The sequence below is a fragment of the Nodosilinea sp. FACHB-131 genome (genome assembly GCF_014695395.1).
Lineage (GTDB): Bacteria > Cyanobacteriota > Cyanobacteriia > Phormidesmidales > Phormidesmidaceae > Nodosilinea.
Genome location: NZ_JACJOF010000010.1, coordinates 147,260 through 167,565, shown reverse-complemented (window position 1 = coordinate 167,565; position 20,306 = coordinate 147,260). Strand labels below are relative to the sequence as shown.

Annotated in this window: 19 protein-coding genes and 1 tRNA gene; 13 read left to right on the top strand and 7 right to left on the bottom strand. The window is 57.7% G+C overall.

Annotated elements, in window-relative coordinates:
- Positions 1 to 264: 264 nt before the first annotated feature.
- On the bottom strand, positions 265 to 1,065 hold the full coding sequence (locus H6F75_RS06045; protein WP_190750221.1) for an RNA methyltransferase: 801 nt from the start codon (positions 1,063 to 1,065) through the stop codon (positions 265 to 267).
- 48 nt (positions 1,066 to 1,113) lie between these two features.
- Positions 1,114 to 1,197, bottom strand: a tRNA-Leu gene (locus H6F75_RS06040).
- Positions 1,198 to 1,403: 206 nt separating this feature from the next.
- Here H6F75_RS06040 and murA point away from each other — a divergent pair.
- Together murA and H6F75_RS06030 are read left to right on the top strand one after the other, a co-directional pair.
- Positions 1,404 to 2,756 (top strand): UDP-N-acetylglucosamine 1-carboxyvinyltransferase, encoded by a 1,353-nt coding sequence (murA, locus tag H6F75_RS06035; protein ID WP_347710614.1) that lies wholly within the window; start codon positions 1,404 to 1,406, stop codon positions 2,754 to 2,756.
- A 171-nt stretch (positions 2,757 to 2,927) separates the two neighbouring features.
- On the top strand, positions 2,928 to 4,319 hold the full coding sequence (locus H6F75_RS06030) for an FAD-binding oxidoreductase (protein WP_190750219.1): 1,392 nt from the start codon (positions 2,928 to 2,930) through the stop codon (positions 4,317 to 4,319).
- A gap of 50 nt (positions 4,320 to 4,369) precedes the next feature.
- Here the strand turns inward: H6F75_RS06030 and H6F75_RS06025 are convergent, their stop codons facing one another.
- Positions 4,370 to 5,191, bottom strand: coding sequence for a pentapeptide repeat-containing protein (locus H6F75_RS06025; RefSeq protein WP_206754673.1), 822 nt, complete (start codon positions 5,189 to 5,191; stop codon positions 4,370 to 4,372).
- 207 nt (positions 5,192 to 5,398) lie between these two features.
- Between H6F75_RS06025 and H6F75_RS06020 the strand changes: the two genes are divergently transcribed.
- Together H6F75_RS06020 and H6F75_RS06015 are read left to right on the top strand one after the other, a co-directional pair.
- Entirely contained in the window at positions 5,399 to 6,091 is a 693-nt protein-coding gene (locus H6F75_RS06020) for a phosphodiester glycosidase family protein (protein WP_242019732.1), read from the top strand.
- An 84-nt stretch (positions 6,092 to 6,175) separates the two neighbouring features.
- Complete coding sequence (locus H6F75_RS06015; protein ID WP_347710613.1) at positions 6,176 to 6,631, top strand: hypothetical protein; 456 nt, start codon at positions 6,176 to 6,178, stop codon at positions 6,629 to 6,631.
- Between the two features lie 10 nt (positions 6,632 to 6,641).
- On the opposite strand, the gene H6F75_RS06010 is transcribed toward H6F75_RS06015, so the two are convergent.
- The 3 genes from H6F75_RS06010 to menA are packed head-to-tail and all read right to left on the bottom strand — an operon-like array spanning position 6,642 to position 9,941.
- Entirely contained in the window at positions 6,642 to 8,057 is a 1,416-nt protein-coding gene (locus tag H6F75_RS06010) for an AMP-binding protein (protein ID WP_190750213.1), read from the bottom strand.
- Positions 8,042 to 9,040 (bottom strand): o-succinylbenzoate synthase, encoded by a 999-nt coding sequence (locus H6F75_RS06005; protein WP_190750211.1) that lies wholly within the window; start codon positions 9,038 to 9,040, stop codon positions 8,042 to 8,044. Before H6F75_RS06005 ends, H6F75_RS06010 begins: the two co-directional genes overlap by 16 nt.
- The gene (gene menA / locus H6F75_RS06000; protein ID WP_190750209.1) at positions 9,030 to 9,941 is read right to left on the bottom strand and encodes a 2-carboxy-1,4-naphthoquinone phytyltransferase; all 912 of its coding nucleotides are present in this window, start codon (positions 9,939 to 9,941) and stop codon (positions 9,030 to 9,032) included. Before menA ends, H6F75_RS06005 begins: the two co-directional genes overlap by 11 nt.
- A gap of 226 nt (positions 9,942 to 10,167) precedes the next feature.
- Here menA and H6F75_RS05995 point away from each other — a divergent pair, with 226 nt between their 5' ends.
- Positions 10,168 to 10,542, top strand: a complete 375-nt coding sequence (locus H6F75_RS05995) for a single-stranded DNA-binding protein (protein ID WP_190750207.1) — start codon at positions 10,168 to 10,170, stop codon at positions 10,540 to 10,542.
- A gap of 188 nt (positions 10,543 to 10,730) precedes the next feature.
- On the opposite strand, the gene H6F75_RS05990 is transcribed toward H6F75_RS05995, so the two are convergent.
- Positions 10,731 to 11,111, bottom strand: a complete 381-nt coding sequence (locus tag H6F75_RS05990; RefSeq protein WP_190750205.1) for a DUF1823 family protein — start codon at positions 11,109 to 11,111, stop codon at positions 10,731 to 10,733.
- A 251-nt stretch (positions 11,112 to 11,362) separates the two neighbouring features.
- On the opposite strand from H6F75_RS05990, the gene H6F75_RS05985 reads away from it, so the two are divergent.
- From H6F75_RS05985 to H6F75_RS05950, 8 genes are all read left to right on the top strand, one after another.
- Positions 11,363 to 11,596 (top strand): hypothetical protein, encoded by a 234-nt coding sequence (locus H6F75_RS05985; RefSeq protein WP_190631859.1) that lies wholly within the window; start codon positions 11,363 to 11,365, stop codon positions 11,594 to 11,596.
- A gap of 74 nt (positions 11,597 to 11,670) precedes the next feature.
- Positions 11,671 to 12,582, top strand: coding sequence for an alpha/beta fold hydrolase (locus tag H6F75_RS05980; protein ID WP_190750203.1), 912 nt, complete (start codon positions 11,671 to 11,673; stop codon positions 12,580 to 12,582).
- A 261-nt stretch (positions 12,583 to 12,843) separates the two neighbouring features.
- Positions 12,844 to 13,899 carry a class 1 fructose-bisphosphatase gene (gene fbp / locus H6F75_RS05975; protein WP_190750201.1) on the top strand — a complete coding sequence of 352 codons (1,056 nt, stop codon included), beginning with the start codon at positions 12,844 to 12,846 and terminating at the stop codon, positions 13,897 to 13,899.
- A gap of 348 nt (positions 13,900 to 14,247) precedes the next feature.
- Entirely contained in the window at positions 14,248 to 15,777 is a 1,530-nt protein-coding gene (gene zwf, locus H6F75_RS05970; RefSeq protein WP_190750199.1) for a glucose-6-phosphate dehydrogenase, read from the top strand.
- 108 nt (positions 15,778 to 15,885) lie between these two features.
- Positions 15,886 to 17,220 carry a glucose-6-phosphate dehydrogenase assembly protein OpcA gene (gene opcA / locus H6F75_RS05965; RefSeq protein ID WP_190750197.1) on the top strand — a complete coding sequence of 445 codons (1,335 nt, stop codon included), beginning with the start codon at positions 15,886 to 15,888 and terminating at the stop codon, positions 17,218 to 17,220.
- A gap of 82 nt (positions 17,221 to 17,302) precedes the next feature.
- Entirely contained in the window at positions 17,303 to 17,974 is a 672-nt protein-coding gene (pdeM, locus tag H6F75_RS05960) for a ligase-associated DNA damage response endonuclease PdeM (protein ID WP_190750195.1), read from the top strand.
- Between the two features lie 117 nt (positions 17,975 to 18,091).
- A complete protein-coding gene (locus tag H6F75_RS05955) occupies positions 18,092 to 18,871 on the top strand; it encodes an SH3 domain-containing protein (RefSeq protein WP_242019730.1) in 780 nt (259 codons plus the stop codon).
- Between the two features lie 255 nt (positions 18,872 to 19,126).
- Positions 19,127 to 20,275, top strand: a complete 1,149-nt coding sequence (locus H6F75_RS05950; RefSeq protein WP_190750193.1) for a glycosyltransferase family 4 protein — start codon at positions 19,127 to 19,129, stop codon at positions 20,273 to 20,275.
- Positions 20,276 to 20,306 lie beyond the last annotated feature (31 nt).

Genomic DNA, 20,306 nt, shown 5'->3' with positions numbered 1-20,306 from the left:
ATTCAAGCTAGGTCGTGGGAGGATTCTGCCCTCAGCCTAGCGGCAAACGCGGGCTAGAGACAGGGGTCGTAGAGTATGGATGCTACGACAAACGAAGTTTCTTTTCATTCTTGACCACCGAGAGCAATCAGACAAGCCGGGGAGGGTGATGGGGTAGATGGGTAATGGGGTAGATGGGTGATGGGTGGCAATTCAAAATTCAGAACTCAAAACTAGACATTGCCTCACCCCCCTACTCGCCCACTCGCCTACTCGCCCACTCGCCTACTCGCCCACTCGCCTACTCGCCCACTCCCGCTGCCGCCGCGCCTCATAGAGCAGCAGCGCCGCCGAAACCCCCACATTGAGCGACTCTACGGCTCCGGCCATCGGGATACGCACCTGCACCGTGGCCTGACGCTGAAGATCTGCTGACAGCCCGGCCCCCTCATTGCCCAGCACAATCACCGTGGGTTTGGTAAAATCCACCGCCCAGTAGTCTATGGTGGCGTAGGAGCTAGTGGCCACCAGCTGTACCCCGGCCTGATTCCAGCTTGTGAATAGAGAGTTCAAATTATCCACCACCGCTAGGGGTAGCCGAAACCACTGACCTGCCGAGGCTCGCAGCACCCTGGGGTGATCGGGGCCTACGCTGTCGGCGCTGAGCCATAGGCCATCAACCCCCGCCGCTACCGCCGTGCGGATGACCGTGCCCAAATTGCCGGGATCTTGAAGGGTTTCTACCGCTAGCCCGATGCCCTGAACGTCGAGGTTGGGGGGGCGGAGGAGCTGGGGGGCGATCGCCACGACCCCGTCAGGATGCTGGGTCGTGGCTATGCCTTCGAGCAGCGCGTCCGATACGAGTTCGACCCGCTCAGCCCGCTGTTCTAGGGACAGTGCCAAATCGGGATGGGCCTGCTGCCAAGCAGGGGTATAGCAAACAATTTCAATCGGATAGCTGGTGGCGAGGGCTTCCTGGATGAGGTGGGTGCCCTCTAGAAGAAATTGGCCCTGCGATCGCCGCGCCTTGGCCTGGTGCAGCTTTCTAAAAAGTTTAACCAGGGGATTTTGCAGGCTCGTAAGCATGACATCATCCCCTGGTTAACCGTTTGACTGTCGTTGTCGACTATGAGATGCGGAACCCGGGACTTGAACCCGGACATTATTGCTAACACTAGGACCTGAACCTAGCGCGTCTACCAATTCCGCCAGTTCCGCTGGCCGGGCGTTATTACCGCCGCGATTTGTAATCATGCACTGAGTTGCGGACAGAGTCAAGCCTTTGAAAAAAGATTTCGTGATTTTAAGTGAATCAGCTATCCTGATGTGGCCAAGCCCGGCAAATAAGTCTTGACTACTGTGGCGAAATTGATGATTTCGAGTAGGATCTAGACGAAATTTGGGAAAAGGTGGAGTTATTAGTCGTGGAGGACACCGCTATCGTTACGTCCATTGGTTTACCTAATCCTGTAGCCGCTGCCGAAGCGGATGGTGCTGTCCTTGAAATTACCGGCGGTACTCCCCTAAGAGGCCAAGCCACCATCAGCGGGGCCAAAAACTCTGCCCTAGTAGTGATGGCCGGTACCCTGCTCTGCTCACAGCCCTGCCGTATTCGCAATATTCCTCACCTGATGGATATTGAGCGCATGGGAGAGGTGCTCACCGCCCTCGGGGTAGGCCTCAAGCGCGAAGACGATGCTCTAGTGGTAGACGCCACCACTATTGCTCACACCAAAGCGCCCTACGACGTGGTCAGCCGTCTGCGAGCCAGCTTTTTCGTCATCGGCCCACTGCTGGCTCGCATGGGGGTAGCGCGCATTCCCCTGCCCGGCGGCTGCGCCATTGGGGCCCGCCCAGTAGAACTCCACGTGCGCGGGCTTCAGGCAATGGGTGCCGATGTGCACATTGAGCACGGCACCGTGCACGCCTACGTCCCCGGCAGCGGCGGACGCTTGCAAGGGGCCAAGATTTACCTCGACTACCCCAGCGTGGGGGCCACTGAAACCCTGATGATGGCCGCCACCTTGGCCGATGGCGAAACCATTATTGAAAACGCCGCCCAAGAGCCTGAAGTCACCGACCTGGCCAATTTCTGCCGAGCCATGGGGGCCCGGATTCGCGGCGCTGGCACCAACACCATCACAATTGTTGGGGTGCCCAGCCTGCACAGCACCGACTACGGCATCATTCCCGATCGCATTGAGGCCGGCACCCTATTGGTGGCCGGGGCTATTACCCGCTCTGAAATCAGCCTACATCCGGTAATTCCTGAGCATCTCACCGCCGTAATTGCCAAGCTCCAAGAAATTGGCGGGCAGGTCGTGGTCGATGGCCCCAGCCGCGTACGCTACGTACCCTCCCACACCATTACCCCTACCGATATCCAAACCGGGCCGTTTCCAGGCTTCCCCACCGATATGCAGGCCCAGTTTATGGCCCTAATGGCGGTCTGTGAGGGCAGCAGCCTGATCACCGAAACGGTGTTTGAAAACCGCCTGCGCCACGTGGCCGAGCTCAACCGCATGGGGGCCGACATTCGCCTCAACGGTAACTGCGCCATCATTAAAGGCGTTCATCAGCTCTCCGGCGCACCGGTGTTGGCTACCGATCTGCGAGCCTCGGCGGCTCTAGTGCTTGCCGGTCTAGCGGCCAAGGGCATTACCACTATCCAGGGCTTGCATCACCTCGATCGCGGCTACGATGACCTAGAGGGCAAGCTCCGACTGCTAGGCGCGAACCTGCGTCGCTACAACGATGGCTCGATCCCCGCTGTTTAGCGTTAGGCGCTGACAGCGATTGCACTCACAGGGGGCCAGGGTAGAAAGCTGCCCTGGCCCTCTGCTTGTAGGGCAATGGGTTGTGGCGGCGATCGCACTCTTCTATACAGATCAGCCACCCGACCGGCACCTTACACTAGCAACAGCAATTTTCTACCGGTTGACTCGCCTATGACCCTGGCTCGCCCCGCTACCGATTGGGATGCTCTAGCCCAAGCCTTTGGCGCGATCGAAACTATTCGCGACCCCAACCAGCGCGAGAAACTCTCCAAGGACTACTACTATTTCAGCCCGGTGCTGCAAGGGCAGCTAGCCGACCGGGTGGCCGATTTGATCGTGCGCCCTACCAGCGAAGCCGACGTGCTGGCGGTAGCCAAGATCTGCGTCGAGGCGCGAGTGCCGGTCACTGTGCGGGGGGCGGGCACCGGCAACTACGGCCAGTGCATTCCCCTAGAGGGTGGAGTGGTGCTGGATCTGAGCAAAATGAACGCGGTGAAGCGGGTAGAGCCAGGGGTGGCCTGGGTGGAGCCGGGGGCCAAGCTGGCGGCGATCGATAAAGTCACCCGCGAGACCGGGTGGGAACTGCGGATGTACCCATCGACCTACCGCACGGCGACCATTGGCGGGTTTATTGGCGGCGGCAGCGGCGGCATTGGCTCAATTACCTACGGACAGCTGCGCGATCGCGGCAACCTCAACGCCGTGCGCGTGGTCACCTTCGAAGACAATCCTCGGGTGATCGAGCTGCGCGGCGACACGGTGCAAAAGGTCAACCACGCCTACGGCACTAACGGCATTATTACCGAGCTAGAAATTTCCCTCGGCCCGGCCTACCCCTGGGCGGAGGTAATTGTGGCCTTTGACGACTTTATGACCGCTGCCCACTTTGGCCAAGCCCTGGGCGATGCCGACGGGCTGATCAAAAAGCTGATCAGCATCCACGCCTGGCCGATCCCCAGCTATTTTGCGTCGCTGAAACCCTACCTGCCCGAGGGCAAAGCGGCAGCGCTACTGATGGTGGCCGAGCCTTCCCTAGCGCTGTTCGAGGAATTGGTGAAGGAATTTGGCGGCACCATCACCGCCAGCAAATCGTCCCTGGAGGCCAGCAAGGGTGCCCCCCTGGCCGAGTTCACCTGGAACCACACCACCCTCCACGCCCGCAGCGTTGATCCGTCGCTCACCTACCTGCAAACTCTGTTTCCCTACGATCCGAAGCTGGAACGGGTGCGCCACTTCTATGAATACTTTGGCGACGAGGTGATTATGCACCTAGAGTACCTGCGCATGGGGGGCAACACGATTCCGGCGGCGCTGCAAATTGTGCGCTACTCAACCCCGGAACGGCTGGCGGAAATTATTCGCTACCACGAAGAGCATGGCGCGCTAATTGCCAACCCTCACACCTATCTGCTCGAGGACGGCGGCATGAAAAAGGTCGATGCGGTGCAGGTGGCGTTCAAAGCTGAGGTAGACCCCTACGGGCTGCTCAACCCCGGCAAAATGCGCGGCTGGCTAGAGCGAGTTGGGGCGTCAACCAAGGGCTCTTACTCCGCATCCAACTAAAACCTTGTTCAAGGTGATCTGCCGCCCCACAACTTTGCCGTTAACTGTCTTTACCGACCGATCGCTTTCGAAAAGTCAGTATTTTTTAAGTTCTCCTGGTCAAATTGAGCATTGGTTAGATTGGCTCCTCGAAACGAGGTGCCAATCAGCTGGCTGACCCCGTGACCCACTGCCCGCAGCGAGCAGATGGCAAACCCTACATAGACCAGCGACAAAGCGCCTAAGCAAATGCCCCAGATGTACTGTCTAGCGCTCAAATGGGCGATCGCCGCAGTCCATATCAAAAAAGAGAACCCATAGGCAGCAATGGCGCCCATGGCGGGAGTGATCACTCCCATGGGCTTCTTAGCCACCAAACTCAGGACGACCGCGAGGCCGGCCCCAGCAACTGCACCTGCGATCGCAGCCTCAAGATTCTGGTCAAAGTAGCTGCCAAGGTAGAAAAAGCCTGCCAACGCCGCTGAACACACGCCAGATAGGTACATCCCTGCTCGACCAACCCTAGGACTCCATCCAAGTAAAGCGCGGCTAGCCGAACCAAACCCCGCCACTCCTGAAAAGATGTGTAGCATGACGACCGACATCCAGGCCGATTGCTCTGGCGTCTGCCCTAAAGCGCCAAAGACCATGTGGGACAGTCCATAGGCAAGCGCTAAAGCAAACGCTCCAGCCACCACAAGCGGTAGAAACACTTGGCGACGGGTCTGTCCTGTTCTAGCGCGTTCAAAATTAGCCCCCACCAGTTGGGCATGGCCAAAGTCACAGCCTCGAATATCAGAACCTCTAAAATCAGCACCACTCAGGTCTCTGCCCCTAAAGGAGCGGTTGCGTAAATCCCGATTGCTAAAATCGAGGGAATTCAAACCACCCATACGCTATCCGTGCTGAAAAGAGTAGGACGACAATGGCCGTTAATAGTCGCAACAGTGCTGTTGCTGCCTTTGATTTTATATGCACAGCTCTGCCTTCAGCGCCCCCCTCACACGCTGACTCAGCAAACCCTTTTTCCAGGAATTAGCTATCAGCGAAGCGTACATTCTTCTCCTCGCCCCTACATCCTTCATCTCATCACCCTTGATTTGACAGCCCCTGGCATCCGAGCCTTCACTACTCCGGGCAGGCCTACAGAAGATCGGGGCGAGACCACTGCACGGACGACGTCAGAATTCTTGCAGGAGTTTGACCTACAGCTGGCCATCAATGCCAATTACTTCTATCCGTTCCGTGAAAAGGCTCCTTGGGACTTTTATCCCCACGCGGGCGATCGCGTCAAGCTGGTAGGCCAAGCTATTTCCAATGGCAATGCCTATGCTTCTGCTGAGGCAGAATGGCCAGCCCTCTGTATTTCCCCAGCCAATCGTGCCCAAATCTCGGAGACGGGCGAATGTCCGGTCGGTACTGCCCAGGCCGTTGCAGGCCGAGATCTGTTAATCCTCAACAACAACCCGGTTGCCCTCAAAGGTGAGCCCGAGTCGGATCAGCCCTACTCTCGTACGGCAGTTGCGGCGAACAAGACGGGGGACACGCTATGGTTGGCTGTCGTCGATGGCAAGCAGCCTCTCTATAGTGAGGGCATTACCTTGGCAGAGTTGACCGAAGTCTTCAAGCAGCTTGGGGTAGATACGGCGCTCTGCTTAGACGGCGGGGGGTCATCCACCTTAGTCGTTAAAACCGGGTCAAGGCCAACGGTTCTAAATGCTCCCAGTCATACCAAAATTCCAATGCGGGAGCGTCCGGTGGCTAACCATTTAGGGTTTTACGCTCAAAAGTGATGTTTCTGTCCCAACTCTAGAGAAAATTTTGGCAGCGGTGCGATCAATCCTGTAGCCTCAATTCTGTTGCCCTCTAAACGTACTGTGTCTATAGAACGTCCGTTTACCGATGAAGACCGAATTGAATCGCTGAAAGCGGCGGTTCTCGCGGGTATCGCGGCTGGGCTGGCGGCGGCAGTTCTGCTACTGGCCCATCGAGTACCATCCCTCGGTTGGGGAGCAGCCCTAGCTTCGATCGCATCGGGTCTCAGCGGCAGCACCTTCTGGGTCAGTGCCGTTATCGCGGGTCTTTCTGGCGGCCTGTTTGGCATCACCTATCGCTACGCCGTGCGCCAGGACGAGAACTCCCAGCTGAAGGCGGGGGTGGTGCTGGCCTTTAGCCTGGTGCGGGGGTTGGCCCTAGTGAATGTGGCGGCGGCGGTGAGCCTGCGGGGCTGGCCCTTTGCGATGGCGATTGCCGAAAGCCTGCTTATCTTTGCCACCGCTGCCGCCAGCCTGGAGCTAGCGCGCCAGCAGCAATGGATCAAACCCGTGAAATGAGTCAGGAATTTTAGCAGTCCATGCCTAGAATTTTTTGGGCATGGGCCAAGGCCTGGGGCCGACTGAGTTTGCCTTGGGCCGTTCTGGGCAGGCTGCTAACCAAAATCCATTGCTTGGGCAGTTTGTAAGCGGTCAACAGCGATCGCAGTTGCTCGGGCAGATCTTTTAGCGGCATCAGGGGATCCATAACCACTAGGGCACAGAGTTTCTGACCCCAGCGATCGCACGGCAACCCCACCACACAGGCATCACTCACCCAGTCCGTCGCTAGCAATGCCGCCTCAATTTCTTCGGGGAACACATTCTCGCCGCCGGTAATAATCTTGGTGCTGCTGCGCCCGACAATATATAGATAGCCCTCGTCATCGAGATAGCCGATGTCATCGGTGGCAAAGGGCTCTTCCCCCGTAGGGCGGGCACTGCCCACCACCGAGGAACCCTTTTTGCTGGAACTACCCCGGTATCCTAAAGCCAAGGATTTGGCCTGAATTATCACCTGTCCCGCTTGCCCCGATCGCTGGGGCTGGCCCTGGTCGTTGAGAATGGTGAGATTGACGTGGGGCAGGGGCCTACCGCTGCTGCGCTGCCCCGCCAAAAATTCCTCTGGCAGCAGGGTGGCGACCTGGGCGGCGGTTTCAGTCATGCCGTAGGTGAGAGCGACGGGAATTTGAGCCACTTGGGCCTGATCGAGCAGCGATCGCCAAGCCGGGGCGCCCCCCAGCAACACCGCTCGAAAGCTTTGTAGCCAGGGGATAAACTCACCACCGAAAGCCAACAAGTCTTGCAGCTGAGTTGGCACCAGCGATAGAAACCCACCATTGGGTAAGGCAGCTCTTTTTCCCTCTCTGAGGTCACTGTAGGGTTGCAGGGCCAGACAGCCCCCCGAAGCCAGCACCCGCAGCACCTGCATAAGCCCACTGACATGGAATAGCGGCAGCACGCAGTAGGATTGCACAGCCTCAACCCCAAAGTGAGTCTGAAACCCTTCAATGGAAACGCTCAACGTATCCCAGCTGTGTACCGCAAACTTGATCTGCCCTGACGAGCCGCCTGTGGGAATGAGAATTTGCCCCGGCTGACTTTCCACAACTTGGCAAGGATAGCTCTTAATTCCTGGCGAGATGGGAGCATCCCACTTGGGGTTGACTAGGGCTTGTAGCTGCTGGCGCTCGCGATCGCCCCAGCAAGGGTTAGCCAATACCACGGTGCAGCCCTCTGCCCAAGCGGCTAGACAGGTTGCCAAAAACTGAAGCGGATCAGGCTCGGCAATCAAGACTGCGGGGCTATGTGAACCGCAGGATTCTTTGTATGCCGTAAAAACAGGAACAAGTTCGTCGAGACGCTGCCAAAACTCCTGACTGCTGGGGCCGATCAGCCAATCGTCGCCCCAGCGAGTTTGAAGTAGCGCCTTTAGAGTCTGTCCCATAGTTCGGTTGGGGTGAGGGTATCCCAGTCGTCGGCAAACCAGCCCTGGGTGCCAAAACCCAGGGCTGGAGCTGGGGAGGACGAACAGCGAGCAGCAATTGCCAGTGCGGCTTGTCGTCCGATTACAGTTTCAAAGGCAGAGGAAAAGACAAGGCGGGGCCGATTTTTTTGGCAGAAAGCTTCTAGTTTCTGGGGTGAACCAGCGATCGCAGGCTTGACCACAAACACGCCTCGCCAGCCCTGGTGCCAGCAATTCTCTAGCTGAGCTACCGTAGCGACTGACTCATCTAGGGCGATCGCAGTTTGATATCGCTCCCCTAACGCTGTCATCGCCGCTAACTGATCGGGCGGCAGCGGCTGCTCCAGGTGTTCAACAGTAGCCAAATTAGGACTGGCGTTGATGCGATCGCAGGCCGCCAGCCATTGCTCGGCTTGGGCCAAACTCAGCCCGCCATTGGCATCGAGCCGCAGCCGAGCATCGGGGGGAAGGTCTTTCACCAACTGACCTAACCAGTGAATTTCGTCCGCAATGGGATGTACGCCAATCTTCCACTTTAGGGTGCGATGACCCTGGGTCAAGCGCAGGGGAGTGACTTTTAACGCTGCCTCACCGGCAGGCAGGAGGCCGCAGATTGTAGCATTAGCAAAGCTATTCGCAGGAATTGCTGGTTCCTGCCCAAAAATGGAAGTTTCCGTGATCAAATTCACCATCGCAGACTCTAGCCCAAACTGGGTAGCGGGCAGTTCGTCAGGAATGGGCTGCGATCGCCACTCACCCCCCTGAGCCTGGCAAAACGCTAGGGCTGCCGCCACCGATTCGCTGCCAAACCAGGGAATTGGAGCCACCTCGCCGTAGCCCACTCGCCCCAGACTATCTCTCAGGCGCAGCAGCAACCCCTCTCGCCATACCCAGGGGCCGTGACCCGTGTGCAACGGCTGAGCAAACCGCCGTCGGTAAGGGCGAACCGCTAGCTCAACCCCCATAGGCGCTCAGCCAAAAGCCCAGGCTCAACAGCACCCCGCTCCAGAAGTGAAAGCCAATGGCAAAAAATTTGGCGTTGAAGACCCGCTGGGGTTGATCGTGAAAGCGGGTAACGTGGCGACTTAGCCGCCAAGCCGATGGCGCGCTGCCAAACACCAGTGCTGTCCAGATGGGGAACAGGCCAAGCATCAGGCCCAGGGCGGCGATCACAAACACAACTCCACATACCCAGGGCACTAGCGCCGCCCCTCGCTTTGTGCCTAGACGCACAATGGGCGATCGCTTGCCCGCCGCAATATCATCCTCCACCTGGTGAAAGTGGGAGCAAAACAGCACCAGGGTCGTGGTTAGGCCCACTATCACCCCCGCCATTTGGCTGCCCCAAGACCAACTCTGGGTCTGGCTATAGTAGGCCGCCCCCATGGCCAGAGGGCCAAAGCTGAAAAAGCACAGCACCTCCCCTAACCCCTGGTAACCCAGACGAAAGGGCGGTCCCTGATACATGTAGCCCAGCCCACAGCACAGCAGGACGATCGCCAGCACGGTGGGGTCTTGCTGAACCAGGGCGATCGCCACAATCCCGGTGATGCCTAAGCCCAAGCACAGGTTTGCTAAAGCAAACACCGATTGCCGATTGCGCGTCAGGTTAACGACAGAATGCGCCTTGTTGACATCAATGCCTGTCTCAGAGTCAAACACATCATTACTGAGATTTTCCCAGGCCAAAATAAGCACCGCCGCCAGCAGAAATAGCGCAAAAATACCGCCGTCAAATTGGCCAGTTTCAGCGTAGGCGATCGCGCTGCCCACCACCATCGGCATGATGGCAACGCTATACATGGGGGGCTTTATAGCCGCTAGCCAGAGTTTGCGGTCAGCTTGATTTACCGATTGGGTGGTCATAGCACTGTAATTCCTTCAGGCTTAGCATATCGCTAAGCCGGACCCTGGCCGAAGCCAACTTTACAATCCCCCTTCTCTCCATGCCGCTAAATATACGTAGGCATTAGTCTAAAAAGTTACGTAAAAATCCATAGCAAATTATGAATTTAGCTTGTGCATATTAAAGCCACAGGCATCTGTCGCGTCGGGCGGGGTCTAGTGCATCTACCCTAAGGAGGCTCCAGCTATGTCCAGTCGCGGATTAAATCTGTGCACCCTATCCGGCAATGTCGCCGCCGACCCGCAGGTGCGTCACGTTGAGCGCAAAACCGGCGGCAGCGCCCAGGTAGCCGAAATGACTATCTATGTTGATCGCATCCCTAGCCGCAAAGACAACGACAGCTTTACCGTCGACGTCAGCGTGTGGGAAGGCTCCCCCGCCTGGCGCAAGCTCACCCACGTCAAAAAAGGCTCGCTGATTATCGCTAGCGGTGCGATCGATGCCTCCCCCTACGTCAGCAAGACTGATTCTCAGGCGCGGGCCGGGCTCCAGCTCAAAGCCACCGACATCTTTCTAGATTCTTCCCCCAAGGTTGAAGAGCCTAAACCAGACGAGTTCTAACCTATTGAGCTATTCTGCTAGCCCTTGGCCCAACGGCAACCCCCACGCCACAGGTTGCTCTTCGCCAACGCCCCTAGCAGAACCAAGATCCACGGAGAGAGCGCCGTGGGTTGAGAGCGAGGATGCGGTTTACCCGCATCCTTTTCTAATTTTGGGCGATGTAGCTGAACCGTCGACGGCTAGGCTGTTCAAGCATTGTCTTCAGAGGGAAAGCCACCTGTAGCCTGCTGCTTGCGGTGGCTCAGCAGCCAGCTCACCATTGTTGCCCGCCGGGTCAGTCGAGGCACTAGCTGATCTACCGTGTAGCCCTTAAACCCCAAGTCTTCCTTTAGCAGCTGCTTATACTCCGATGGAATCGACCGGGTCAGCTGCACCGTCGCTGGGCGACTCTCAATAAAGTTTGGCGGATCTGGGTATTTCTCTGCCCAAGCTGGCTCCACCGCCGAGCGATCCCAGCCAGCGGCAGTTTCCTGATAGCCCAAGCCGCGCCACACCAGACGGTTCACGGTGTTGTCATCCAGCTCGTCGTTGAGAATGGCCCAGAGCGTATCGTCGGTCAATGGAGGCATAGAAAGTTATCCACTTGGCTAACTGCCACTAGGGTCGAGCCAACCCATACCAATTTTAAGCATTGGCCCAGCTATCTTGAACACCCGCTGCGCCTAGGGTCACGTCGCCTTCGCCAGTTCTTTGTGGCCTCTTTTCCCCATCCACTTCTCTATCCCGTCACATTCTGGCCCCAAACCACACCTAATGATCACAACCATTGGTTAGTAACTGTGCTACCGACTGTCATGCCTTTAGCCTAGAGGACCTTACCATGCAACGCCCCCGTCGCCCCCATCACGTGCTCAGCCTCACCTTCAGCCTGATCAAGTACTTCCTGTTTGGGCTAGCGGGCTGCACTATCGCTTACGTCATCGCTCTGGTGCTCGACTTATCTCTAGTAGCTGCGGCCATCGTGTTCTTTCTAGAACAGGTGTTGGCGCGATCGCTCGTGCTGTTGGGCTGTCTGTGGGCGATCGCCGTTATCCACGAGTCGGCCCGCTCCTAGCTCTGGCTGAACCCCACCCTTTTCGCTATTGTGAAGGAGTATTAAGCAGACTGACTTCTTCGAGAGCTACCGCTGTGACGACTGCCCTGGCAATTCCCGACGTTAAAATTTGGCAATGGCAGGGGTTTTCCATTCGCTACCAGCACATGGGCGAAACGGGTGCCCCGGTGCTGTGCATTCACGGGTTTGGGGCATCGAGCGATCACTGGCGCAAAAATCTGCCTGCCTACGGCGAAAGCTTTCAGGCCTATGCGATCGATCTGATTGGTTTTGGCTTTTCTGACAAACCCACTCCCAATCAACCCCTGGCCTACACCTTCGAGACCTGGGGCCAGCAAATTGTAGACTTTTGCCGAGAGGTGATTGGTCAACCCGCCTATCTGGTGGCCAACTCCATCGGCTGCATCGTGGCGCTCCAGGCCGCTGTCGATGGGTCTGAATGGGTCAAGGGCGTGGTGATGCTCAACTGCTCTATCCGCCTGCTGCACGAGCGGCGGCGAGCCGAGATTCCCTGGCACCAGCGCCTCAGCACTCCCGTGGTGCAGCAGCTGCTGGGCTATTCCCAGGTCGGTCGCTTCTTTTTCTCCCGCATTGCCCAGCGCAACGTCATTCGCAATTTGCTGGGTCAGGCCTACCACCGCCCTGAGGCCATCACCGACGAGCTGGTTGAGGCCATTCTTGGCCCTGCCCTGACCAATGGGGCTGCCGATGTGTTTCTGGCCTTTGTGCGCTATTCCCAAGGTCCGTTGCCCGAAGATTTGCTGCCCCAGGTGCAGTGCCCCGTTTGGATTATCTGGGGCCAAGACGATCCCTGGGAGCCGGTGGCCATGGGTCGGAGCCTAGCGAACTATCCGGCAGTTCAGGCCATGGAAGAACTCCCGGGCGTGGGCCACTGCCCCCAAGACGAAGCCCCCGAGCTGGTCAATCCCCTGGTGCTAGGCTGGTTAAGCCGGGCTGAATTGCCCGCTGAGAGAGAAAATTTCTAAGTACTCTGCCCCTAGGGACGAGAAACATTTCGCCGCTCCGGCTAGCTCGGTGCGCGATCGCGCTGTTACTAATCTTGAAATAGTCCTGGGTCTGAGGCCAGTTCTGGTGCTCAGCGTTGCCTCATTTCTAAAGTGTCTCTAAAGGTTGGCCATCGATCGCAGTCTGCCTTCTTACCATGGAGACAGCCTGTAGACACAACACTAGGGGATTGTCGCCCTCGCTAGACGCCACAGCCCTATCCCACAGAAAGGAATCCTACGATGGCCGACTACCAACCCGCCGACTCTGCCTTTGCCCTCGATCGCGACTGCACCACCCTCTCCCGCCACGTACTTGAGCAGCTCCACAGCTTTGGCCCCGAGGCCCAAGACCTCAGCGCCCTGATGAACCGCATTGCCTTAGCTGGCAAGATCATCGCCCGCCACCTGAGCCGCGCTGGGCTGATGGAGTCAGCCCTGGGCTTTACCGGCGACACCAACGTTCAGGGTGAAGCCGTCAAGAAGATGGATATCTACGCCAACGACGTGTTTATCTCGGTCTTTAAGCAGAGCGGTCTGGTCTGCCGCTTGGCTTCTGAAGAGATGGATCAGCCCTACTACATTCCTGAAAACTGCCCGATTGGTCGCTATACCCTGCTCTACGACCCTATCGACGGGTCATCCAACGTTGATATCAACCTCAACGTCGGCTCGATTTTTTCCATTCGCCGTCAGCAGGGCGACGACCTTGACCAGAGCGGCGCTGATCTGCTGCAAGACGGTCATCAGCAGCTGGCGGCAGGTTACATTCTCTACGGCCCCAGCACCGTGCTGGTGTACTCCATTGGCCGCGGGGTGCATGCCTTTGTGCTCGACCCCAGCCTGGGCGAGTTTATTCTGGCCACTGAAAACATTCAAGTGCCGGCCCATGGCCCTACCTACAGCGTCAACGAGGGCAACTTTTGGCAGTGGGAAGAGGCCATTCGCGATTTTACCCGCTATGTGCACCGCCACGACGGCTACTCGGCCCGCTACACTGGGGCTCTGGTGGCCGACTTCCACCGCATTTTGACCCAAGGGGGCGTGTTTCTCTACCCCGGCACCACCAAAAAGCCCGAGGGTAAACTGCGGCTGCTCTACGAGACGGCACCCCTGGCCTTTTTAATTGAGCAGGCCGGTGGTCGGGCTAGCACCGGCACCGCAGACATCATGGGGGTGGTGCCCGGCCAGATTCACCAGCGCACGCCTTTTGTGGTGGGCAGCCGCGACGATGTGGCCCTAGTGGAGTCCTTCATTCAAGACCACAGCCGTCGCCAGAGCACTCTGCTTGCCAACTAGAGTTGGGGAAGGGGTGGGTTAGCGACCCACTTGGGGCGTTGGCGTTCGTGAAGCGTTCCGAAGGAGAGCCGCTCTGGATGAGAATTGCCCCTTCCCGTTAAACCCAATTTAAACTGATTAGGTAAAGCTAAACCGGTAGCCTGGGCTACGGCCTGAACCGCAAATTAGTTTTATTTAATACCTGTCTCTAGGGGTTAATTAAGACCGTCTATAGTCTCACTGGATTTGCAAAATCTGCTGTCAATATAGATTTCTATTTCTATTATTTGTAGGTGGCTGCCGCGATCGCCAGTTCAGTCACTACCAGCCTTGTCAGTGCGTCGTTACTAACGTTTACTCCCCACGCTTATGGTGTCCTTACTTGAAAATCCCCTGCGCGTTGGTCTCCAACAAGACCGGATTCCTGAGCCGCAGATTTTAGTCATCTTTGGGGCCTCTGGCGACCTCACCCAGCGCAAAATTGTGCCCGCTATTTACCAGATGCGGCGCGAGCGACGGCTGCCCCCCGAGCTGACGATTGTAGGCGTCGCCCGCCGAGAGTGGAGCCATGAGTTCTTTCGCGAGCACCTACGCGAAGGGGTAGAAGAATTTGGCAACGGCCTGGGCCATGAAGCCATTTGGAATGACTTCGCGCGAGGGCTATTTTACTGCCCCGGCGATATCGACAACCCAGCTTCCTATCAGGCGCTTAAAACCCTGCTGGCCGAGATTGACGCGACCAGAGGCACCAAGGGCAACCGGGTATTTTATCTCTCGGTAGCACCACGCTTTTTTGGCGAGGCCACCCAGCAGCTCGGGGCCGCAGGCATGCTCGAAAACCCCGACAAACAGCGGCTGATCATTGAGAAACCCTTTGGCAAAGATTTGTCTTCAGCACGGGTGCTCAACCGGGTGGTGCAAGATGTCTGCGACGAACGCCAGATCTACCGCATCGACCACTACCTGGGTAAAGAGACCGTTCAAAACCTGATGGTGTTTCGCTTTGCCAACGCCATCTTTGAGCCCCTGTGGAACCGGCAGTTTGTGGACCACGTGCAAATTACCGTGGCTGAAACGGTGGGCCTAGAGGGGCGGGCAGGCTACTACGAGACTGCCGGAGCGCTGCGCGACATGGTGCAAAACCACTTGATGCAGCTGTTTTGCCTCACCGCTATGGAACCCCCCAACTCCCTCGACGCCGACAGCATCCGCAACGAGAAGACCAAGGTGCTGCAAGCCACCCGCTTAGCCAATATCGACGACATTAGCCAGTCGGCGGTGCGTGGGCAGTACTCCGGTGGCTGGATGAAAGGTCAATCGGTACCGAGCTACCGTGAGGAGGAGGGAGCTAGCTCCAACTCGACGGTGCAGACCTTTAGCGCCATTAAGCTCGAGATCGACAACTGGCGCTGGAAGGGGGTGCCCTTCTACATGCGTACCGGCAAGCGCATGCCCAAGAAAGTGAGCGAAATTTCCATCCACTTCAAAGATGTGCCCCACTTGATGTTTCAGTCGGCTGCCCAGCAGATGAACCACAACGTGCTGGCCCTGCGGATTCAGCCCGACGAGGGTATCTCCATGCGGTTTGAGGTGAAAACACCGGGGAACTCGCTCAGGACGCGATCGGTGGATATGGACTTTCGCTATGATGCTGCCTTTGGCCAAGCCAACACCGACGCTTACGCTCGCCTGATCGTCGACTGCATGCTGGCTGACCAAACCCTGTTTACCCGGGGTGACGAGGTCGAAGCCTCGTGGCGGCTGCTGACCCCCCTGCTCGAAGCCTGGGATGCCCCCGCTGATCCAAAAGCGATTCCTATGTACGAGGCGGGCACCTGGGGGCCGATGGAGGCAGAGTTTTTGCTGAACAAAGATGGCCGCCGCTGGCGACGCCTCTAGGAAGAAAAGTTTTGAATTTTCAGTTTTGAGTTAAGGCTCAATTCCCAAATTCAAAACCAAAAACTAAGCACTCAAAACTAGAACCCCCCCTTTACCCCCAACATTCCTATGACTACGACTCCCATCGTCGCCCTCCAAAAGCCCAAAGATATTTCTCTAGATGAGATCGAGTCAGAGCTCCACAATATTTGGTATCAGCAAGACTCAGGGGCAACCGCTCCCATGGCAACTCGGGCCACCACCTTCACCATGGTGATCTACGAACCCGAGGAAGTACAGCAGATCTTGGCAGCCCTGGGCTACTACACCGGCTTCATCGACAGCAGCCATGGCAGTCAGACCCGCGAGGCCATCCGTCAGGCTCAGATAGCCTACGATCTGCGGGTGACGGGCCGGGTTGACCCCCCCACTCTGGCTCGATTGCGCCAGGAGTATGCCCAGCTTTCTGAGGCCCAAAAACAGTATTCCAACCTCGACCAGCGGGGATTTAGCCTCAGCGAGTCGATTTCGGCCCACAACCCCTGTCGCATCATCAGCCTTTGCCCCACCTTTGGGGAAGACACAGGGGTCACGGCCCAGGTTTCGGTGTACTGCCCGGTGCAGAAAAAAGGAACAGGCAATCTGGTGTGCTGTGAGTACATCAACCTGCGGGGCACTAAAGCCGCCCTGGGTCGAGTCAGCGACTTGATCGCCTCATTGATTTTGCCGGAGTTGCCTAAGTTTGTGTGGTGGAAGGCTACCCCCAGTCCCGAACAGTTGATCTTTCAAAACCTGGCGAAGTCGAGCAACTGCATCATTGTTGACTCGAGCTATTTCAGCGATGCTGAGGCTGAGCTGCAAAAAATGCAGGAGCTGATCGAAGCGGATACCTATATTGCTGACCTCAACTGGCACCGCTTGGCCCCCTGGCAGGAGCTGACCGCCGCCGCCTTTGACCCCCCAGAGCGGCGCGAGTCGCTGGTGGATGTAGACCGCATCAGCATTGACTATGAGCAGGGCAACGCGGCTCAGGCGCTGCTGTACCTAGGCTGGTTTGCCAGCCGCCTAGGTTGGCAGCCGATCGACTACATCGAAGAAGGCGGCATCTACAACATCAAAAAGATCTATTTCAAAGGCACTAATGGTCTAGACATTGAGGCGGAGCTGGCGGGCATTCCGGTGGCAGACTCGGGGGAAGTGGTGGGCGACTTGACCGGGCTGCGGCTGGCCTCCACCGACAAAAACGCCAACTGCTGCACCATTCTGTGTTCTGAGACCACTGGCTGCATGCGCATGGAAGCCGGGGGCGGTGCCCAAGCCTGTCAGGTGGAGCAGGTCACAGCTCTCTCTGATCAAAAGGCCGACTTTATGCTGGGCCAGCAGCTCCAGCGCTGGGGCGAAGATGTGCTCTACGAAGAGAGCCTGGCTATGGTGGCGAAGATCATGACCCTGCTGGCTAGATAGGAACCGGCGGAGTTAACGGATTGCGGCGCAAATAGGCCAAATCCTTTACAGTGACACCCATAGTGTTGGGATTGGGTTGTTGATGTCGCTGCCCCTTATCGCTACAGAAACACTAACCGTAGGCCAGATTCAGCTGTTGCTGCTGCCCGAGCGAGCGGTCTTTGTGGAGTCGCTAAAGCTGCTGCTAGTGTCGGATGTGCACCTGGGCAAGGCAGAGACGTTTCAGCACTATGGGCTGCCGGTGTCTAGCCAGGTGAACCATGCTACCTTGGGGCGGCTTGAGGCGCTGTGCGCTCAGTACAAGCCTGACTCACTATGGATTTTGGGCGACCTCTTCCACGGGCACGTGGGTATGGACGATGAGGTAATTGACGCCTGGCTGAAGTTTTTGCACCGCACCCAGGTGAGCGCCTATCTCATTCTCGGCAACCACGATCGCCCCCTGGAAGAGACCCTAACCCAGCTCTCAGTGGCATGTTTTATGGAGGCGGTGGAGGTCGAGGGGGTGCTCTTGAGCCACGAGCCCGACCTAGACTCCAACCGGCTGAATATTTGCGGGCACATTCACCCCTGTTTTCGCCTAAGCATGGGGTGCGATCGCCTGCGCCTGCCCTGCTTCCACTGGCAGCCCCAGCAAAACCGGTTGATGCTGCCCTCCTTTGGCGAGTTTACCGGCGGCTATAACATTGCTCTGGCGGCGGGGGAGGTGGCCTACGTGGTGGCAGATGGGGCGGTGGTCGCATTTGGGAGGTGAAGGAAGTGGGGTTAGGGAGTGGGGACTGTTGCAGAATTGGAACTCTCACAGCTAAACGTCAACCGTCCTGGGGCCAGACGCTATGCTATATCTCTGGATTTCCTGGAGGGAGTGGTTATGGCACGGAGCAAGCGGTGGATGACCTGGGGACTCTGCGGCGTGCTGAGTTTGACGATGGCTGGCTGCTGGTGGCGCGACAACGATGCGGCGGTCGAGGTGCTCCCCGTCGATGAGGATCAGTCGGCGGCGAGCGATCCTACCGCTTCGACCCCTGGAACTGCTCCGGCTCCTCGCCCTACGCCCAACCCACCAGAACCTGGGGTGGGGGGAATCGGGACAGCGGTAAACCCACCCCAGGCAGCGCAGCTGATTGCGGATCAGCCCGAGGCGCAGATCAATCTGCGATCGCAGCCTTCCGCTGACTCCACAGCCAAGGGCTACGGCCTGGTGGGCGACCCAGTGGAGCTGCTGCGATCGACTGAGGGCAGCGACGGCACTTGGTACTTCGTCAAATTTGACAAGTCTGGAGCCGAGGGCTGGATTCGCGGCGATTTTATCAATACCGCTGGGCGGGCCACTCCCTTGTCCCAGCAGGCTAACGCGAGCAACACCTGCGAGGGCGTGATGGAAGGTATGGCCGTCACTGCCTTTTACGACGCGAACGGCTTTAACCTGGTGCGCTTCGTCAATCTAGAAACCAAAAACACCTTCGATGCCACCCTCAGCCGCCAGGGCAGCAGCAATGACGGACAGCCCCTGTATCAGGGCAGCGCCAGTCCGCCTGCTGGCGGCAGTTATCCAGTGGCGTTGATCGATCTCTCTGGGGGCAACCCCCGGAGCGGTTCCCAGGTGAGTGTGAACTACACAGGGATTGAAGGGAGCGCGACCTGTGAGTAGGGCGTGGGAGTTGGGGACCAACTGGTATAGACCTATCACTCCATCACTTTCTACCCCATCACTCCCTACCGCGATTTAGCTAGATAACTCATCTTAGAGAGAGGTGCGCTGCTAAGATTGCAGCGCGGAGCCGCCACCTAACCCAGCCATGGAACCATGGGACTATTAGTGCATCTAGTGTATTGGCTACGGCTGATCGATCGCTGCGATCGCTCCCAGGCAACCTTCCAACTGCTTCCTTTACCCTTGCGTTGAATGACTTCTGAAGCGTTACCTGCCGCCGTAGCGGTCGTGCACGAGTGGCTCGTCAGCCGGGCAGGGTCAGAAAAAGTCGTCGAGCAAATGCTGGCGGTATGTCCTGAAGCAGATGTCTTTAGCCTGGTGCAGTTTTTAGAACCTGAGGCCGCCTCGCTCATTCCTCCGGGAACTCAGGTGCAGACCTCGTTTATCCAAAACCTGCCCTGGGCACGTCAGCACTTTCGTCAGTACTTACCGCTGATGCCCCTGGCGGTGGAGCAGTTTGACCTCTCGGCCTACGACCTGGTGCTCTCCAGCAACCACGCCGTAGCCAAAGGGGTACTCACTCGCCCCCACCAGCTCCACGTTAGCTACGTACATACCCCCATTCGCTACGCCTGGGATTTGCAGCACCAGTACCTCCAGCAGGCGGGGCTCACCCGGGGTGCCAAAAGCGCCTTCACCCGGCTGATTTTGCACTACCTGCGCCTCTGGGATCTAGCCGCCGCCCACCGGGTCGACTGCTTTGTGGCCAACTCTCGCTACGTGGCCCGCCGCATCTGGAAAACCTACCGCCGCCCTGCCACCGTGATCTATCCCCCAGTAGCCGTCGATCGTTTTTGCTGGCAGCAGCCCCGCGACGACTTCTATCTCACGGTGTCGCGCTGCGTGCCCTACAAGCGGGTCGATCTCACCGTCGAGGCGTTTAACCGCCTCGGGCTGCCCCTGGTGGTGATTGGCGATGGGCCAGCTCTAGCCGAGCTACAGCGATCGGCCAAACCGAATATCACCTTTTTGCGGAACCCTGCGGACGCGGTAGTGTCAGATCATATGGCGCGTTGTCGAGGGTTTATTTTTCCGGCGGAAGAAGACTTTGGCATCACCGTCGTCGAAGCCCAAGCGGCGGGGGCACCGGTGATTGCCTACGGTCAGGGCGGCTGTGTCGAAACCGTCCAGCCGGGGAAAACTGGGCTACTGTTTAGCCAGCAAACGGTGGATCACCTGGTGCAGGCCGTGCAGCATTTTGCCCAACACGGAGTCGAGTTTGAGGCTGAAGCCATTCGCCACCATGCCGAAACTTTTTCTGAGTCAAGATTTCGCCAGGAATTAACCACCTATTTGGCAGATAAATGGCTGAAATTTCGGCAGGGCAATGAATTAGAGTAGTGTCGGTGTTTCAGGAGTGTTGGGGAAATTT

Bases quoted from the DNA above. Each gene is read 5' to 3' on its own strand.
- H6F75_RS06005 (WP_190750211.1), bottom strand. From the start codon at position 9,040: ATGGGGGTTGAGCTAGCGGTTCGCCCTTACCGACGGCGGTTTGCTCAG.
- H6F75_RS06030 (WP_190750219.1), top strand. From the start codon at position 2,928: ATGACCCTGGCTCGCCCCGCTACCGATTGGGATGCTCTAGCCCAAGCC.
- fbp (WP_190750201.1), top strand. From the start codon at position 12,844: ATGGCCGACTACCAACCCGCCGACTCTGCCTTTGCCCTCGATCGCGAC.
- menA (WP_190750209.1), bottom strand. From the start codon at position 9,941: ATGACCACCCAATCGGTAAATCAAGCTGACCGCAAACTCTGGCTAGCG.
- H6F75_RS06025 (WP_206754673.1), bottom strand. From the start codon at position 5,191: ATGGGTGGTTTGAATTCCCTCGATTTTAGCAATCGGGATTTACGCAAC.
- zwf (WP_190750199.1), top strand. From the start codon at position 14,248: ATGGTGTCCTTACTTGAAAATCCCCTGCGCGTTGGTCTCCAACAAGAC.
- pdeM (WP_190750195.1), top strand. From the start codon at position 17,303: ATGTCGCTGCCCCTTATCGCTACAGAAACACTAACCGTAGGCCAGATT.
- H6F75_RS06045 (WP_190750221.1), bottom strand. From the start codon at position 1,065: ATGCTTACGAGCCTGCAAAATCCCCTGGTTAAACTTTTTAGAAAGCTG.
- opcA (WP_190750197.1), top strand. From the start codon at position 15,886: ATGACTACGACTCCCATCGTCGCCCTCCAAAAGCCCAAAGATATTTCT.
- H6F75_RS05950 (WP_190750193.1), top strand. From the start codon at position 19,127: ATGACTTCTGAAGCGTTACCTGCCGCCGTAGCGGTCGTGCACGAGTGG.
- H6F75_RS06010 (WP_190750213.1), bottom strand. From the start codon at position 8,057: ATGGGACAGACTCTAAAGGCGCTACTTCAAACTCGCTGGGGCGACGAT.
- H6F75_RS05990 (WP_190750205.1), bottom strand. From the start codon at position 11,111: ATGCCTCCATTGACCGACGATACGCTCTGGGCCATTCTCAACGACGAG.
- H6F75_RS05955 (WP_242019730.1), top strand. From the start codon at position 18,092: ATGGCACGGAGCAAGCGGTGGATGACCTGGGGACTCTGCGGCGTGCTG.
- H6F75_RS05995 (WP_190750207.1), top strand. From the start codon at position 10,168: ATGTCCAGTCGCGGATTAAATCTGTGCACCCTATCCGGCAATGTCGCC.
- H6F75_RS05985 (WP_190631859.1), top strand. From the start codon at position 11,363: ATGCAACGCCCCCGTCGCCCCCATCACGTGCTCAGCCTCACCTTCAGC.